This is a genomic window from Sulfitobacter sp. 1A12157 (genome assembly GCF_043557345.1).
In the GTDB taxonomy this organism is placed as follows: domain Bacteria; phylum Pseudomonadota; class Alphaproteobacteria; order Rhodobacterales; family Rhodobacteraceae; genus Sulfitobacter.
In genome coordinates this window covers 98,539-115,540 of the sequence record NZ_JBIFFV010000008.1, presented here as the reverse complement: position 1 = coordinate 115,540, position 17,002 = coordinate 98,539, and the positions used below count along the sequence as shown (strand labels likewise).

General features: G+C 63.7%; 14 protein-coding genes. 8 read left to right on the top strand and 6 right to left on the bottom strand.

Going from position 1 to position 17,002, the window contains the following annotated elements; genetic code table 11:
* Positions 1 to 58 precede the first annotated feature (58 nt).
* From ACGYLC_RS14135 to ACGYLC_RS14115, 5 genes are all read left to right on the top strand, one after another.
* A complete protein-coding gene (locus ACGYLC_RS14135; RefSeq protein ID WP_394423424.1) occupies positions 59 to 616 on the top strand; it encodes a hypothetical protein in 558 nt (185 codons plus the stop codon).
* A 15-nt stretch (positions 617 to 631) separates the two neighbouring features.
* Complete coding sequence (locus ACGYLC_RS14130) at positions 632 to 3,616, top strand: helicase-related protein (RefSeq protein WP_394423423.1); 2,985 nt, start codon at positions 632 to 634, stop codon at positions 3,614 to 3,616.
* On the top strand, positions 3,617 to 4,000 hold the full coding sequence (locus ACGYLC_RS14125) for an RNA-binding S4 domain-containing protein (RefSeq protein WP_394423422.1): 384 nt from the start codon (positions 3,617 to 3,619) through the stop codon (positions 3,998 to 4,000).
* Between the two features lie 51 nt (positions 4,001 to 4,051).
* Positions 4,052 to 4,387, top strand: coding sequence for a ferredoxin FdxA (gene fdxA, locus ACGYLC_RS14120; RefSeq protein ID WP_067262482.1), 336 nt, complete (start codon positions 4,052 to 4,054; stop codon positions 4,385 to 4,387).
* A 313-nt stretch (positions 4,388 to 4,700) separates the two neighbouring features.
* Positions 4,701 to 5,213: a CarD family transcriptional regulator gene (locus ACGYLC_RS14115; RefSeq protein WP_007120274.1), complete on the top strand. Its 513-nt coding sequence runs from the start codon at positions 4,701 to 4,703 to the stop codon at positions 5,211 to 5,213.
* Positions 5,214 to 5,264: 51 nt separating this feature from the next.
* On the opposite strand, the gene cobS is transcribed toward ACGYLC_RS14115, so the two are convergent.
* Positions 5,265 to 6,071 carry an adenosylcobinamide-GDP ribazoletransferase gene (gene cobS, locus ACGYLC_RS14110; RefSeq protein ID WP_394423421.1) on the bottom strand — a complete coding sequence of 269 codons (807 nt, stop codon included), beginning with the start codon at positions 6,069 to 6,071 and terminating at the stop codon, positions 5,265 to 5,267.
* 79 nt (positions 6,072 to 6,150) lie between these two features.
* On the opposite strand from cobS, the gene cobT reads away from it, so the two are divergent.
* On the top strand, positions 6,151 to 7,164 hold the full coding sequence (gene cobT / locus ACGYLC_RS14105; protein WP_394423420.1) for a nicotinate-nucleotide--dimethylbenzimidazole phosphoribosyltransferase: 1,014 nt from the start codon (positions 6,151 to 6,153) through the stop codon (positions 7,162 to 7,164).
* A 43-nt stretch (positions 7,165 to 7,207) separates the two neighbouring features.
* Here cobT and ACGYLC_RS14100 read toward each other — a convergent pair whose 3' ends face one another.
* A complete protein-coding gene (locus ACGYLC_RS14100; RefSeq protein WP_394423419.1) occupies positions 7,208 to 9,121 on the bottom strand; it encodes a monovalent cation:proton antiporter-2 (CPA2) family protein in 1,914 nt (637 codons plus the stop codon).
* A gap of 18 nt (positions 9,122 to 9,139) precedes the next feature.
* A complete protein-coding gene (locus tag ACGYLC_RS14095; protein ID WP_394423418.1) occupies positions 9,140 to 9,595 on the bottom strand; it encodes an Lrp/AsnC family transcriptional regulator in 456 nt (151 codons plus the stop codon).
* Positions 9,596 to 9,732: 137 nt separating this feature from the next.
* Here ACGYLC_RS14095 and hppD point away from each other — a divergent pair, with 137 nt between their 5' ends.
* Complete coding sequence (gene hppD, locus ACGYLC_RS14090) at positions 9,733 to 10,827, top strand: 4-hydroxyphenylpyruvate dioxygenase (protein WP_394423417.1); 1,095 nt, start codon at positions 9,733 to 9,735, stop codon at positions 10,825 to 10,827.
* 62 nt (positions 10,828 to 10,889) lie between these two features.
* Here the strand turns inward: hppD and ACGYLC_RS14085 are convergent, their stop codons facing one another.
* Positions 10,890 to 13,700, bottom strand: a complete 2,811-nt coding sequence (locus ACGYLC_RS14085) for a hypothetical protein (RefSeq protein ID WP_394423416.1) — start codon at positions 13,698 to 13,700, stop codon at positions 10,890 to 10,892.
* 151 nt (positions 13,701 to 13,851) lie between these two features.
* On the opposite strand from ACGYLC_RS14085, the gene ACGYLC_RS14080 reads away from it, so the two are divergent.
* Positions 13,852 to 14,553 (top strand): SIMPL domain-containing protein, encoded by a 702-nt coding sequence (locus ACGYLC_RS14080; protein WP_394423415.1) that lies wholly within the window; start codon positions 13,852 to 13,854, stop codon positions 14,551 to 14,553.
* A 51-nt stretch (positions 14,554 to 14,604) separates the two neighbouring features.
* Here ACGYLC_RS14080 and ACGYLC_RS14075 read toward each other — a convergent pair whose 3' ends face one another.
* Positions 14,605 to 15,897 (bottom strand): O-acetylhomoserine aminocarboxypropyltransferase/cysteine synthase family protein, encoded by a 1,293-nt coding sequence (locus tag ACGYLC_RS14075; protein ID WP_394423414.1) that lies wholly within the window; start codon positions 15,895 to 15,897, stop codon positions 14,605 to 14,607.
* Positions 15,898 to 15,973: 76 nt separating this feature from the next.
* A complete protein-coding gene (locus ACGYLC_RS14070; protein WP_394423413.1) occupies positions 15,974 to 16,978 on the bottom strand; it encodes a hypothetical protein in 1,005 nt (334 codons plus the stop codon).
* Positions 16,979 to 17,002: the final 24 nt, after the last annotated feature.

Sequence of the window (17,002 nt, the reverse complement as noted above, 5' to 3'; positions counted from 1 at the left end):
GCATTTGGCCCCGCTACGTCTGGAATTGCGGCGGCAGCCTGTTACATTCAGTTTTGTTATGCGCATCATACCCGTCAACCTCAAACATACCGTTGCGGCAGTTGGTAGCTTTGTGTTGCTTGCGGGCATGGCCGTGGCCGAAATGGCCCCGCCCGAGCTGATGCAAAAGCTGCGCGAGGCCCCGGCGGAGGAGGCTCCCAGAATTGCCCATGAGATCGAAGCGCATTGGCAGCGCTCCGGTTCGGCTGCGATGGATTTGCTGCTGTCGCGGGGGCGGGAGGCGATGGCGGATGGCGATGCGCGTTTGGCGATCGAGCATTTGACCGCGCTGACCGATCACGCCCCCGGTTTCGCCGAAGGGTTCCATGCCCGGGCGCAGGCCTATTACGGGGCCGATCTCTATGGTCCCGCGCTGGATGATCTGGAGCGGACGCTGGCGCTGAACCCCGACAATTACAACGCGATCTTTGGACTTGCTGTGATGATACAGGAGTTCGGAGATCTGGGCCGCGCGGCCGCACTTTACCGCAAGACGCTCGCCCTCAACCCGCATCACGAAGACGCCCGCGCGGCCCTTGAAGGGCTGCGTCGGGATGGCATCGGGCACGAGCTTTAATTCAAGGATAGACAGGTGGCAGGCAACAAGCGCGTCGTGGCCGTTCTCGGCCCGACAAATACCGGCAAGACGACCTATGCAATCGAACGGATGCTGGCCCATCGGACCGGGGTGATCGGCCTGCCGCTGCGGCTTTTGGCGCGCGAGGTCTATGACCGGATCGTCAAGGCGCGCGGCCCCTCGGTGGTCGCGTTGGTCACGGGCGAAGAGCGGATCGTGCCGCCGCGCACGCAGTATTGGGTGTGCACTGTCGAGGCGATGCCGCAGGAGATGGGCGCGGACTTCGTGGCCATTGATGAGATCCAGCTTTGCGCCGATCCCGAGCGTGGCCATGTCTTTACCGACCGTCTGCTGCGCGCGCGCGGCCTGCATGAGACGCTGTTCATGGGGGCCGATACCATGCGCGGCACCATCGCGGCGCTGGTGCCGGGGGTCGATTTTATGCGCCGCGACCGGATGAGCGAATTGATCTATGCTGGTCAGAAAAAGATAAGCCGAATGAAGCCGCGCAGCGCAATTGTCGGTTTTTCGGTTGAGAATGTATATGCCATCGCCGAGCTGATCCGCCGCCAAAAGGGCGGGGCGGCGGTGGTGATGGGCGCACTCTCTCCGCGCACGCGCAATGCGCAGGTGGCGATGTATCAGAACGGAGAGGTCGACTATCTGGTTGCGACCGATGCCATCGGCATGGGGCTGAACCTCGACGTTGATCATGTGGCCTTCTCGGCGCTCAGTAAGTTTGACGGGCGGCGGATGCGGCCTTTGGCCCCGAATGAACTGGCCCAGATCGCGGGGCGGGCAGGGCGCGGGTTCAAATCCGGCACCTTTGGCACCACCGGGGACGCGCCTGCGCTCGACGATCACGTTGCCCGCGCGATCATGGATCACAACTTTACCCCGCAGAACAAGATCAACTGGCGCAACCACGCTTTGCAATTCGGGAGTATCGATCGTCTGATCAAGACACTTGAAATGCCCCCCGAAGACGAGCGGCTGGTCAGGGCGCGGGAATCCGACGACCTGCGCGCGCTCAAGGCACTGGCGCAGGTGGATGAGGTGTTCGCCCGGGCCACGGATGGCGCCTCGGTGCGGCTTCTTTGGGATGTCTGCCGCATTCCTGATTTCCGCGGCATCAGCCATGCGGAACATGCCGGTCTGCTCGAAACCATTTTCAACGATCTGCACCAGCGCGGATATATCCCCGACGATTGGCTCGCACGACAAATCAAACGAATTGATCGAACCGATGGCGACATTGATGCGTTGTCCAAACGACTCGCGTTTATCCGCACATGGACCTACGTTGCGCAGCGCAAGGGCTGGACAAAGGACGAAAGCCATTGGCGCGACACGACGCGTGTCGTAGAAGACCGCTTGTCGGACGCTCTGCACGAGCGTTTGACGCAAAGATTTGTAGATCGGCGCACGAGTGTATTGCTGCGCCGGCTTGGACAGAAGGAAGCCATGGTGGCCGATGTAAACGAGACCGGTGAAGTCACCGTTGAAGGTGAATTTGTAGGCAAGCTGGACGGGTTCCGCTTTCGGGTGGACAAGGGCGCGGGTGCGGCTGAAGACAAGACGGTGAAAACCGCCGCATTGCAGGCCTTGGCTCCGCAGTTCCATCTGCGCGCCGACCGGTTCTACAACGCCCCGGACACCGAGATTGATTTCACCGAGCAGGGCGGCCTCATGTGGGGCAGCGCCGCGGTAGGCAAACTGACCGCTGGCAGTGACGCGCTGAAGCCGCAGGTCGAGGTTTTCGTCGACGATATCGCTGGTCCCGAAGTGGCCGAAAAGGTAAAACGCCGCCTTCAGCACTTCATCGACCGCAAGGTCGCGGCCCTGTTCGAGCCGCTGCTGGGGCTGAGCAAGGATGACACGCTGACCGGTCTGGCCCGCGGCTTTGCTTTCCAACTGGTTGAGAATTTCGGCATTCTGCCCCGCGCCCAAGTGGCCGAGGATGTGAAGGCGCTGGATCAAGACGCCCGCGGTGCGCTGCGCAAACATGGCATTCGTTTCGGCCAGTTCACCATTTTCATGCCCTTGATGCTCAAACCCGCGCCGACCCGTTTGCGTTTGGTGCTCTGGTCTCTGTCCAAAGGGTTGAACGAATTCCCTGAATCCCCCCCTCCCGGTCTGGTGACCATCCCGGTCGAAGCCGAAGCGCCCGCCGGGGCCGACACCATGTCGGGCTACCGCAACGCAGGCAGGCGCGCGATCCGCATCGATATGCTGGAACGTCTTGCCGACATGCTGCGTGCCGAAGATTCGCGCGGCGGGTTCGAGGCCAAGCCTGACATGCTTTCGATCACCGGCATGACGCTGGAGCAATTCGCCGACCTGATGGAAGGTCTGGGCTACAAGGCCGAGAAGGATGAGCGGACCAAGGTGAAACCCGTCGATGTGGTGATGCCCAAAGACGGCAGCCATGACGCGATGGACCCCTCTGCCGATACCGTGGTGCCCGAGAAACTCGACAGCGATCTGCCCGGGGACGATGCAGCCGACAAGCCGATCATGGATGTCGCCGCCGAGGAACCTGCAGGCGGTATCATCGAAACCCCTTCGGATGAGACGAACCCAGACGACCGCCCCGCGGATGTGGCGCAGCTACCCGACGATGGCATCGCCCCCATCGCCGATGTGGCCGCCGAAGACCCCGAGGTCGACAGCAACATTCCCGAAGTGCCGGCGGAAGAAATCCCGCAGGGCACCGCCCCCGATGCCGATGTCGCCGGGCCTGAGATGGAGACCTATTACATCTTCACATGGGCGCGCAGCCCGCGCGGCAATGGCGGTGGCAACCGTCGTGGCGGGGATCGCAACCAAGGGCAGGGCAAGCCGCGTGGCAAACCTGCCAAGGGCAAGGGGCGCAAGCCCGGCGGTGACAAAGGCGGCAAGTCGCAGAATTTCTCTGCCCGGCCGCCGCGCAAGGAAAAGCAGATCGACCCTGACAACCCCTTTGCCGCCGCGCTGATGGGGCTGAAGGACGACAAGTAAGTGGAGACGGGCGCGAAACTGCGGCTGGACAAATGGCTGTGGCACGCCCGCTTTTTCAAAACCCGTTCGCTCGCTGCCGCGCAGGTGGCGGGCGGCGCGGTTCGGATCAACGGCACGCCGACGCAGAAACGCGCCAGCAATGTCGGCCCCGGCGATGTTCTGACCTTTTCCCAAGGCGACCATGTACGGGTGATCCGCATCGAGGCGATCGGCCAGCGGCGTGGCCCGGCCCCTGAGGCGCAGACGCTCTACACCGATCTGTCCCCGCCACAGCCCAAATCAAAGGACAGACAGCCCGAAAATCCCGGTTTCGAGGGAAAGGGCCGCCCGACCAAGCGTGACCGCAGGCAGCTTGATCTTTCTAAGGCGCGCCACCTTGAATGATCCCGCGCCCCGGTTTAGCTAGTCCTCCAGATACCCAGCCAGAGTTTCCGCATGACCTATATCGTGAATGACGCCTGCATCGCTTGCAAATACACCGACTGCGTCGAAGTGTGCCCGGTGGACTGCTTCTATGAAGGCGAGAACATGCTGGTGATCCACCCCGATGAATGTATCGACTGCGGTGTCTGTGAACCTGAATGCCCCGCCGATGCAATCCGCCCGGATACCGAGCCGGATATGGAGAAATGGGTGGAGTTCAACCGCAAGTATTCCGAACTTTGGCCCGTCATCATCACCAAGAAAGACCCGCTGCCCGAAGCGGAAGAGATGGATGGCAAAGAGGGTAAGATGGAACTCTTCTCGGAAAAACCGGGCGAGGGTGGCTAAGGCACGGCGATTCGCCTTTCGTTGCGCCTTTGTGACCTCAAGTATGTGTGTTAACCCGCTGAATTGACCGGGAAACCGCCGAGGGCGGCTTGGGGGCGCTTCCGAAAGGCGTGATTCTGTGCTATGATTTCTTCAAGCTGTAACACACGAGCCTGATAATGTTTCGACCCTGCTGCCAAGGTTGACCTCACATTTCTAACTCAAACGCACCCGAACGCAGACCGCTCAGGCTGCGCTTCGCATGCGTTTTACGTGCTGTTCAGGTGTCCGAGTTAATGGCGGGGCTTCCCCCGCGCGCCAAGGAGCGATCTATATGACCAAATCGAAAAAGCTTGATTTCCGCCCCAATGAATTCGTCGTCTACCCCGCGCATGGCGTCGGGCAGATCGTCTCGATTGAGGAGCAGGAAGTTGCCGGCATCGCGCTGGAGCTCTTCGTGATTTCCTTTGAGAAAGACAAGATGACCCTGCGGGTCCCGACCCATAAGGCGACCGAGATCGGCATGCGCGCCCTGTCGACGCCCGATGTGATCAACCACGCGATGAAAACGCTCAAGGGCAAGGCGAAGGTCAAACGCGCCATGTGGTCCCGCCGTGCGCAGGAGTATGAGCAAAAGATCAACTCCGGCGATCTCATCGCCATTGCTGAGGTCGTGCGCGACCTGCACCGCACCGACGACCAGCGCGAGCAGAGCTATTCCGAGCGTCAGCTTTACGAAGCAGCACTTGAGCGCCTGACCCGTGAAGTGGCCGCTGTGTCGGGCGGCGATGAACTCGCCGCCGCAAAGCAGGTCGGCGACGTGCTGGAAAGCCGTGTGGCCGCTTAAGCGGTGCACAATTTAGGATCAGGCCGCGCCCCTTCCGGGGGCGCGGTTTTTTTATGGAATGGCCTGCCAGCCATAGGCCATCATCTGGCAGCCGGTCAGCAGGGCGATTTCGGTCACCTGTTGGGTCGCGCCCAAGACATCGCCGGTCTGCCCACCGATCTTGCGTTTGGCGATCTGGCGGACCACCAGCGCCGCAAACAGCCCCAAAAGCGTCAGGCGCCATGCGGAATAACCCGGCGCCAGAACGATCACCACCACCCCGATCAGCACCGCCACCGCCGTCGCCGATTCGCCGGGGCGGCCCGTGCGGTCAGACAGCCCGTCGCGGCGCGCGGGGGGCAGGCTGTCCATCACCCAGACCATCGCCGCCCGCGATGCGCAGGAGGCGACGACCAGCGCCCAGATCAGAGCCTCGTCCGTGATCAATTCGCTGATGAGATACCAACGCGGCAAAAGAGACAGCACCAGCGCCACGACGCCATAGGTGCCGATCACACTGTCTTTCATGATTTTCAGACGTTTCTCGCGGGTCCAGCCGCCCCAGAAGCCATCGGCGCAATCGGCAAGGCCGTCTTCATGCATCGCCCCGCTCAGCATCACCAGCGTCAGCAGTACGAAGGCGGCAACCAGCGGGGGCGTCGCCCCCATGCGTGTCAGCGCCACACCGACGGTCCCGGCAATCAGCGCCAACACGATCCCGACCAGCGGATAGGCCCAAGCGCTGCGGGCCGGGGGGCGGTGCGCGTCAGTCGGGAAATGGAAATGCGGCAGGGGTAGGCGGGTCAGCAGGGCAAAGGCCACGGCGATGTCGCGGGGGCGGATGGCCTGCCTCAGGGCGGTGATGTCGGGAATGGCCATAATTTCGCCCCTTCGGCACTTTCAGCGCCGACAGGCTAAGGCTAGAAACGATTGAATATCAATCCGCAAAGGGCCGCATATGAACACGTCTTTCGCCAGTCTTACCGAATTTCGCAGCCTGCTGCGTGCGATGCCCGCCTGCGACGACGCGGCGATGGCAGAGGCGCGGGACCATGACGCCATCCTCACCAAACCCCCCGGCGCGCTTGGCCGGTTGGAAGACCTCGCGGTCTGGTATCGCGGTTGGCGGGGCGGCGCGCGCGCCGAGATCGCCGCGCCCCAGATCATCGTGTTTGCAGGCAACCACGGGGTCGCCGCGCGGGGTGTCTCGGCGTTTCCGGCAGAAGTGACAGCGCAGATGGTGGCGAATTTTCAGCACGGCGGGGCGGCGATCAACCAAATCGCGCGGGTCAATGGGGCCAGCCTCGACGTGGTGCCGCTGTCCCTAGACAAGCCGACCCAGGATTTCACCGTCGCGCCCGCGATGGAGGAAGACGAATTCGTCGACGCCCTGCGGACGGGCTGGGAGGCGGTGAACGCCGAAGCCGACCTGCTCGTGGTCGGCGAGATGGGCATCGCCAACACCACCTCGGCGGCAGCACTTGCCACGGCGCTTCTGGGCGGCGGGGCGGAGTTCTGGACCGGGCGCGGCACCGGGGTGGATGACGCGGGCCTGTCGCTGAAAACCGAAGTCGTGGCCGAGGGTGTCGCCCTGCACGCGGACAAGGGCGATGGGCTAGAAGCCCTGCGCCGCCTCGGGGGCCGGGAACTGGCCGCGATGGCCGGTGCTTTGGCGCGGGCGCGGGGCTTGCGCATCCCGGTGATCCTCGACGGTTTCATCTGTTGTGCCGCCGCGCTCAGCCTCGCGCGGACCGCTCCCGGTGCGCTGGATCACTGTGTCGCGGGGCACCTCAGCGCGGAAAGCGGGCACCGACGGCTCTTGGGCGCGTTGGACAAGGAGCCGCTGCTGGAGTTGAACCTGCGTCTGGGGGAAGGCTCTGGCGCGGGCTTGGCGATTGGCATCCTCAAGACCGCGCTTGCCTGTCATGCGGGTATGGCCACCTTCGCCGAAGCGGGCGTCAGCGACGCATAGGGCGTTGCGGGCGGCCCCCAAAAAAAGAAGGGGGCGGCCCGGTTCAGGCGCTGTCCTTGCCCCTGTCTTCGCCAAGGTTGAGAAAGGCGGTCTCCAACTCCTTTTGCAATTCCTTGGCGCGGGCCACATAGGCGGCGTTCTGCGAAGGCGGCACATCGGGCCGCCAAAGCGCCGCCAATTCGCGGACCGAGACCCGGTCGTGGGCGTAGAAGAGCTTTTGCGCCTCATTCGCCTCGAAATCCGAAAGCCCCATGTTTTCCAAGACATAGCGCCCGGCGCGGAGGGAGCTGTCGAACATTTCGCGCACGATGTCATTCGACCCGGCTTGATAGTGGCGGTAGACTTCCTCGCGGTCGCGCGCGCGGCTGACGATATGCAGGTTCGGGTTCTCTTTGCGCGCGTAAGAGATCAAAGAGACTGCGGATTTCGGATCATCGAGGGCCACCACCAAGACGCTGGCTTCTTGCAGCCCCGCCTTGCGCAGGATGTCGGGCCGCGTGGGATCGCCTAGAAACCCTTTGAAGCCGAAGCGCCGCATGACGGCAATGGTTTCGGGGTTGTGGTCCAGCACGACGGTTTGAAAACCGCTGGCTTGGACCATCCGGTTCACCATCTGGCCAAAACGCCCGACACCGGCGATAATCACCGGGCCGCTGCTGTCGATCTCATCGGCGATGACGGGGCCGCCGTCGTCAAGGCGTCGGCTGATCAGGTCGTGCAGGATGAAAAGCAGCGGCGTTATCAGCATGGTTAGGGCCACGACCAGCAAAAGCGTCTCGCCAATCGGGTCGGGCATGACGCCGGTGGCGAGGGAAAAGCTGACCAGCACGAAGCCGAATTCGCCCGCCTGCGCCAGCGCCAGCGTGAAAAGCCAACCGTCGCGGCCCTTGAGGCGAAAAAGACGCCCCAACACCATCAGGATCAGCGCTTTGACGATGATGACCAAAAGCGCCATGCAGATCAGGATCAGCGGTTTTTCGAACAGCAGGACAAAGTTGATGCCCGCGCCCACGGTGATGAAAAACAGCCCCAAAAGCAGCCCCTTGAAGGGTTCGAGGTCGGTTTCCAACTCATGGCGGAACTCGCTGCTGGCCAATACCACGCCCGCCAGAAAGGCGCCGAGCGCGGGCGACAGGCCGACCACGGTCATCAGCGAAGAGATCCCCACCACGATCAGCAGTGCCAGCGCGGTATACATCTCGCGCAGTTTGGCGAGGTGGATGTAGCGGAACACCGGGCGGGTCAGGTAAACGCCCACAAGGATGATCGCGGCGACCGCGCCGATGGTGACCAGCGTAACGCCCCAGCCCGGCAGGCTTTGCACGAAGGTCTGTGCGGTATGGGCGACGTCGCCCGCGTGGCTGCCCTCGGCCCCACGATGTGCATTCTCCACCGCTTCTGGGTCGAGCGAGATCGACCCATCGGGCAAAAGCCCGCCCGGGATGCCCGTGGCCAGCAGCGGCAGAAAGGCGAGGATGGGGATCACCGCGATATCTTGGGTCAGCAGAACAGAGAAGACGGAGCGCCCGCCTTGGGTTCGCATCAGCCCCTTTTCCGATAAGGTTTGCAACACGATGGCCGTCGAAGAGAGGGCCAGTGTCAGCCCGATCGCCAGCGCCACGCGCCACGGCTGGTCGTAAGCCATGGCAATGGCCATGAGCGCCGCCGTCGACAGCAGCACCTGCAAGCCGCCCAGACCCAGCAGACGGTGGCGCATGTCCCAGAGCGCGCGCGGCTCCAACTCCAGACCGATCAGGAAGAGCATCATAACAACGCCGAATTCCGCGAAATGCTGCACGTCTTTCGTCTCGGACCCGACGAGGCCCAGCACCGGCCCGATCAGAATACCCGCCGCCAGATAGCCCAGCACCGACCCCAGCCCCAATCGCGCGGCGATTGGCACGGCGATCACCGCAGCGGCCAGATAGACGGAGGCTTGGAACAGGAAACCTTCCATTGCGGTCCTCTCTCAGCGTCAGGTGGGCAGCGGCCCGTCCTGTTTCAGTTGATCCATGACAATCTGGCTATGCACCCGGCTTACGGCCTGATGGGGCAGAAGAACGTCGTGGATGAGCCTGTTGAGGCTCGGCAGATCATCACAATAGACCCTCAGAAGGTAGTCCGCATCCCCCGTCATCGTCCATGCGCTCACAATCTCGGGACGGGTGGCCATGAGCCGGGCAAAGCTTGCCGAATGTTCCGGCCCGTGGGTGCCCAGATGGACCTGCACGAAGCCCTGCACGTTCAGCCCCATCCGCACCGGATCGAGCCGCGCGTGATAGCCGCGAATGTAGCCCTCCGCCTCCAACCGCTGACGCCTGCGCCCGGCTTGGCTGGGGGAAAGGTTCAGCTTTTGGCTCAACTCCTGCGCCGTGAGGTGGGCGTTCTTTTGCAGCGCCGTCAGCAGCCGCCTGTCGATCTCATCGAGCATGATGCGCGATCTCCGCATGGTGTGGACGTAGTATGCGGTAGTTGCGCGATATTGACCAGTTGAATGCTTTAATATGCGCAACTTACGCGGGGATCGGCGCTTAAAATACGACAAATCCAAAAGCAGAGGAGACTGACATGGGCCCTTTCCCGCATGACGCCCCGAAATCGCAGATCACGGCAGAGAACCCCGCCGGCACCGATGGTTTCGAGTTTGTCGAATTTGCCAGCCCCGACCCGCAGGCGCTGCGCGATGTTTTCACCAAGATGGGCTATGCCCATGTCGCCAACCATAAGACCAGGAAGATCGAGCTTTGGCAGCAGGGCGACATCACCTACGTCCTGAACCACGACCCCGAAAGCTTTGCCGCGCGCTTCGTCGAAGAGCACGGCCCCTGCGCGCCGTCGATGGGCTGGCGCGTCGTGGATGCGCAAAAGGCACTAAAGCACGCGGTCGCGAATGGTGCCGAGGAATACACGGGCGATGGCAAGGTGCTCGACGTGCCCGCGATCATGGGCATCGGCGGTTCGCTGATCTATTTCGTCGACCAGTATTACGACACCTCGCCCTACAATTGGGAATACGACTGGATCGCCAAGTCGAAACCCGAGGGCGTGGGGTTCTACTACCTCGACCACCTGACGCACAATGTTCACAAGGGCAATATGGACGTCTGGTTTAAGTTCTACGGCGACCTGTTCAACTTCCGCGAGATCCGATTCTTCGACATCGAAGGCAAATACACCGGCCTTACCAGCCGCGCGCTGACTTCGCCCTGCGGGCGCATCCGTATCCCGATCAACGAGGACCGGGGCGAGACGGGGCAGATCGTGGCCTATCTCAAGAAATACAACGGTGAGGGCATCCAGCATATCGCCGTCGGTGCGCGTAACATCTATGACGCGACCGATGCGATTGCCGACAATGGGCTGAAGTTCATGCCTGGGCCGCCCGAGACCTATTACAAGATGTCGAAGGAGCGCGTGACCGGCCACGAGGAGCCGCTTGACCGGATGCAAAAACACGGCATCCTGATCGACGGCGAAGGCGTCGTTGACGGGGGCGAGACGCGGATTCTATTGCAGATTTTCTCGAAAACCGTGATCGGGCCGATCTTCTTTGAGTTCATCGAACGCAAGGGGGACGACGGTTTCGGTGAAGGTAACTTCAAGGCGCTTTTCGAATCGATCGAGCAGGAACAGATCGACAATGGTGAGCTTGAGACCAGCTGATCAATATAACATCCCGGGGAGGGGGAAAGGGGCGCTGCGGCGTCCCTTTTTTGTGGTGAGACCTAGTTCGGCATCTTCAGCACGACATTGCGGCCCCGGCGGACATAGCGCAACTCGCTGTCGCCAATCGCAGAGACGCGGCCCCCATCGATCCGGTCACCTACTTCAACCTTTTGATACCGCCCATTGCTGAGCCGAACCAGAGCACGGCGGTTCGAGGGCTTGCCATAGACGCCGATCAGATTGACGTCGCGCAGGTTGATCGCATTCTTCACCGTGGCCTGTTTCGCCACGGAGGTCTTTGATGGAAAACGCGGCTGCACCGCCTTGGGTGCCACACTCGCCACCTGCGCAGGCGCGGCGCTGCGGGCGGCGCGCTTCACGATCCGGTCGAAATTGCGCGGGCGCGTATCGGGGCGGCGCGACTGGGTGGTGGCCTGTTTCGTCGCGTTCTGGATCGCTGGCGGCGTGGCGAGGGCAGCGGCGACCGCGCCACTGGTGTCGATGGGGGCAACCTCGGGCTCAGGGGTGGCGGCGGCAAGCGCCTCCTCCGCAACTTCCTGAACGGATTTGGGCCGCAGTTCCGGGCGCAGATCGGCCAATTCTGAACGTGTCAGCCCGCCAAGCTGCGCGCGTTCGGTTGTCTCTGCCAGATCGTCGGGGCGCGGACGGGGGCGGGCCTCGACCAAAGCGCTGTCGACCTCAGGCTCAGCCGGTTCGGCGTCAGGTCGGGTCAGCGTGGCGGGGGGCTGAACGGCGGGGCGACCGAGGTAGACCAGATGGCCATCGGGGCTGAGCGCCCCCTGAGCCGTGGGTTTGACCAAGCCGCGCGCGTCCAGCGCAAAGCGCGTGCCCGCCGCCGCCGGAGAGCTGACCGCGCCGGGGGCGCTGTCGGTGCCGAAGCCGCTGACCGGCGGCAGGGCCACGGCATCTGTCGTGCTGCTGATCGGGTCGATGCTGGTGAGGTAGAGATCGTCGATATCAATCGCCGCCGCCGGGGCGGGGGGCACATCGGGTGCGCGGGCCCAGATGCCGGTGGTGGCATATTTGGCGTCGATCTCGGCCTCGGTCATCTCAGACAGGGGGCGCGGCTCGGGGTCGCGCAGGGCGTCGAGGACGGCACCGTCTTCGTCCGTCAGACCCGCGTCCAAGGCGGCGGTTTCGATGGCGTCAGGCGCTGCCGGTTCGGGGGGCAGCACGGCGATGTCATTCTCGATTTCAGGAGTTTCCGCAGGGGCCAAGGCTTCGGCGGTGCTGCGCGGGCTGCGGTCGCCAAAGAGCCGCGAGAGCGCGCTGCCCTCGTCGAGGAAGATCGAGGCCCAAGCCGCGACCCCCGCCAAGAAGACCAAAAGCGCCGCCGTCAGGATCAGGCCGAGGAAGCGCGGCTTGCCGCCGACTTCGTTCCGGCGGCGCGCGCCAAAGACGGTCATCCGCTCGGCCTCTGATGCCGGGGTGGCCGCCGCCGGGCGGGCGGGGGCGGCTCGGCGGTCTTTCGGCGCTTTCGCTTTACGGCGGCTGAGGAAGGTGCCGCTCGCGGTGGTCGCCTCAGGCGTCAGCGAACTGCTGTCGGGCTGGGGGGCTGCGGCCTCTGTCGCGGCGGCGGCGGTGGCCGGTTCGACGGGCATCTGCGGCGCAAGCGGGGCCGCGGCGGGCGAAGGTGCGCCAATGGGCAGGGACGGCGTGCTGGGGGCGGGCGCGGGCGTCGGTTCCGCTTGGGCGGCAGGGGCAGGCGGAGGCGGGGGGGCTTCCCGGCTCGCGCCGCCAAGGCTGGGCGCGTTGTCTGACCCGCCACGGCGGCTTGCAAAACCGGCGGCAGGGGCGCTGCGCGAGGGCGGCGCGGAGAAATCGACCTTGCGCGAAGGCGCGGGCCGCGGTGCAGCCTGCGTGCTTGCCGCTGCTGCTGCCGCGAGGGGGGCTGCGGATGCCGCAACGCTGCCCGTGGGGGCGGGCGGCTCGTCCGCCTCCGTCTCTGCCGGTTCCTCGCTTGGCGCGGGGGTCTCCAGCGCGGGCAGGTCTTCCGCCAGCGACGGTGGGGTTTGCTCTGGAGTGGGGACCAGTTCAGCCTCTGCCGTCTCCTCCGCTTCCGCTGCCGCATCCAAGGCGGGCAGGTCTTCGTTCAGCGGCGGTGGTGTCTCTTCGGGGGGTGGCGCCAACGCTGGGGAGGTTTCTGAGGCACCCTTGGTCGGCCCCAACTTCGGCAGGTTTTCCTCAACCGGTGGCGGGGTCTCTTCCGGGGTCCGGGCAAGCTCAGGCTCGGCCACGGGGGTCGTCTCTTCCGTGTCCACGACCGGGCCTTCAGGCGCGCTCATTACGCCGGAAACCGCGATGGGGGCCGTTTCGGGCGCCACGGTTTCGCCGGGTTCCAGCAGGTCGGATGCGGCTTTCGTTGTGCCGAAATGCGGCGCGCCACCGAACCTCTCACTGGCCGGTGCGGCGGCAAAGCTAACCGGGTGGAAACGGTGCTCCACGGCGAAGGCTTCGGCCTCTTCCAGCGTCTCACGCGCCACGGCGGCAACATGGCTTTGCCCGCCATCGGAATGCACATCGAACACCAGATCGGACACCGGATAGGGCGTGGCCCCCTCCAGCGCCTCTGCCGCTGCGGCACGGCGGGCGGCGGGGTCCACATCCGGCGTGTCGAGGGTGAGGTATTTGATCTGCGCGTCGGGGATCAACAGCAGGCTGCGCAGCCCGCCCGGCTCCAACGCCGTGGCGGTTTTGCGCAAGACCGCCAGTTCCGCTGCCAGGTCGGCGCTGTCGAGCGCCACTTCACCAACAAGCTGCCATCCGCCCGAGGTGCGGTGGAGCAAACGAATGCCGTCGAACGACAGGGAGAGGGTAAAATTCGGCTTCATCGCGGTCGACTTTAGCATGGGGTCGGGCGCACTTACAGACGCGCCGCAGTCATCGCGAAGGATAGAGCAGGAGTTCGCCCAAGGAAAGGGTGCGCACCGCGCAGGTGCTTGTCAGAGCCGGCTCACGATGGGCAAATGGCGGGGCATTGATGCACGGAAAGGAACGAACATGCGACTGATGAATTGGGTGGCGCTGGCGTGGATGGCGGGGGCCGGAATGGTCTCGGCCCAGCAGGGACCGGAAGAGGGAATTATCGTCACCGGCCAAGGCAGCATCGCCGCGGCCCCCGACATGGCGACGATCACTTTGGGCGTGACCGAAGAGGCCGAAACCGCCAAGGCCGCGATGGACAAGGTGAACGTCGCCGTAAGCGCGATCCTGACCGAGCTCGACGCGCAGGGCGTCGCGGCGAAGGACCGTCAGACCAGCCGGTTCTACCTGCGCCCGGTGCATGACAACCGCGCGCATGAGGACGGCCAGCCGCCGCGGATCACTGGCTATCAGGCGGGTAACTCCGTCACCGTCAAGGTGCGCGATCTCGACCGTCTGGGCGCGATGATGGATGCGGTGATTGACGAGGGTGCGAATGATTTCAACGGCTTGGACTTCGGTCTGCAAGACCCGAAAGACGCGCTGGCCGAGGCGCGCAAAGCCGCCGTTGCCGATGCCACCGAACGCGCGCGGCAATTGGCCGAGGCAGCAGGCGTGAAGCTTGGCACATTGATCCGCATGACCGAAAACTCGCACGCGCAGCCCAAGATGTTCGAAGCCGCCCGTATGGGGATGGCGATGGACAGTGCCGTGGCCGAAGGTGAGGTCGAGGTGCAGGCGCAGGTTTCCATGACCTTTGCGATTGCCCCGGGGCAGTAAGCGACCGCAGAGGGACAAACCCCCGCCGGGGTGATCGGCGGGGGAGATGTTTTAGCTGGTCGCCTTGGCCAGCGCCTGATCCAGATCGGCGATCAGATCGTCGGCATCCTCGGTCCCGATGGAGATGCGCACGACGCCCGGACCGGCCCCCGCCGCTTCCTGCTGCTCTGCCGTCAGCTGGCGGTGGGTGGTGGAGGCGGAGTGAATGATCAGCGAGCGCGTATCGCCCAAGTTCGCCACATGGCTAAAGATCTCAAGGCTGTTGACCAGTTTCACGCAGGCGTCATAGCCGCCCTTGACCGCAAAGGTGAAAAGCCCGCCCGCGCCCTTGGGGCAAACCTTTTGCATGCGTTCGTGATAGGGCGAGGATTTCAGCCCGGCGTAGGTCACATAGTCGACCCGGCCGTCCTGTTCGAGCCATTCGGCCACCTTTACCGCGTTCTGCACATGCCGCTCCATGCGCAGCGACAGGGTCTCGATCCCCATCAGCGTGTAATGCGCCGCCTGCGGGTTCATCGTCATCCCCAGATCCCGCAGCCCGATGGCGATGCCATGGAAGGTAAAGGCCATCGGGCCGAAGGTCTCGTGGAACTTCATGCCGTGATAGGCTTCCTCGGGCTGGCTGAGGGAGGGGAATTTGTCATTGGCAGACCAGTCGAACTTGCCTGAATCCACCACGCAGCCGCCCATGACGGTGCCATTGCCGGTGAGGTATTTGGTGGTGGAATGCACCACCAGCGTCGCCCCATGCTCAATCGGGCGGCAGAGGTAGGGGGTGGCGCTGGTGTTGTCGATGATCAGCGGAATGCCCGCCGCATCGGCCACATCCGCAATGGCGCGCACATCCATGATATAGCCGCCGGGGTTGGCAATGGCCTCACCAAAGACCGCGCGGGTGTCGTCGTCGATGGCGTCGGCCACGGCCTGCGGATCGTCGAAGTCGACGAATTTGCAGGACCAGCCAAAGCGTTTGATCGTATGGCTGAACTGCGTGACCGTGCCGCCATAGAGACGGGTAGAGGCGACGATATTCTTGCCCGGCCCCATCAGCGGGAACAGCGCCATGATCTGCGCGGCATGGCCCGATGAGCAGCAGACCGCCCCGACACCGCCTTCGAGCGTGGCGATCCGCTCTTGTAGGACCGCGTTGGTGGGGTTGGTCAGGCGCGAGTAGATATAGCCGACTTCCTGAAGGTTAAACAAAGCCGCCGCGTGGTCGGCATCGCGAAAGACATAGGCCGTGGTCTGGTAGATCGGTGTCTGCCGCGCGCCGGTGGCCGGGTCGGGGCTCGCGCCTGCGTGAATTTGCAGCGTGTCGAAACGTGGGGTGGGGCTGTCGGCCATTGGTCTGTCCTCTCAGAAAATGGATCTCGCGCAGCCTAGGCGCAAAGATTTCTTCAGACAACGGGGCAGGCGGGGCTCAGCGCATCCAGAATCCGTTTGATTTGATCCGGATGCGGATCGCCTGTTCGCGGCGCGGCAGGTTGTCTTGATCGAAAAGCGCGCGCACCTTGGCCCCGCGTCCCTGATAGACCATCCGCTTGATCGCATCGCGCTGCTTGAGCAGCTTTTTCATCCGGTTGGGGGCCGTGATCATCTCCAGCACCTCGATCGCCTGATCGCTCTCGCGGGCGTAGAGCAGGGGCAGAAAGCGATAGTGGCAGGAGACCGTACCATCCAACAGGCCAGCGGGCAGAGCGTTTCGCCCGCCGCCAAGGGCGTGGATCACCAGAGGCAGCACGATTTGGTCGAGCCAAGGGTCGAAGCTCTGCGCGCAAAGCGCGACCGGAGGGTCGTCGCGTACCGCCAGCGCGTAGCGCAGAAAGAGATCGCCGAATTCCTTCGGGCAGCGGTAGTAGAAGTACCCGGCGTTAAAATAGAGATAACGCCGCCAATGTTCATCCGGTTGGCTCAGGTCGAGACTGCTGGCGAAGTCGAGGCCGAACTTGTCGTAAAGAGACTTCCATAATGCGCTATAGCCCGGCCCGTATAGCTGCGGCTCGGGCCATGTGCCCTCGCATTTGAGAGAGGCCGAGGGGCGGTCGAAGTCGAAGGGCACCGCCGCCAGATCGCCGGTGATCAGCGTATCGGTGTCAAAGAAAACAAAGGGTTCGCCCGCGGGCAGGGCGCTGAGCATCTCGATCTTATTGCCATTGGGATAGGTGCTGCCGAAATGTTGGTTTTCGAAGGGGACGAACTCCGCCCCAAACGCGCTTAGCGCCTCGCGCAGCGCGCTGTCGGTGATGCGCGGGTCACTGTCCCAAAGCGGGCCGGGCTGCGGTTCGGCGATCAGCAGGCGGCCTTGAAAGTCCGGGCAGGAATGGCGCAGGGAGGCGGCGAAGAGCAGCGCCTCATAGGCTAGCCGCCCCTCTTGGCCCACGATGACGACGTTGAAAATTTGCGGGATACGCGAATTGCGTGTCATACTGAGCTGCGGCCTTTGGTTTTC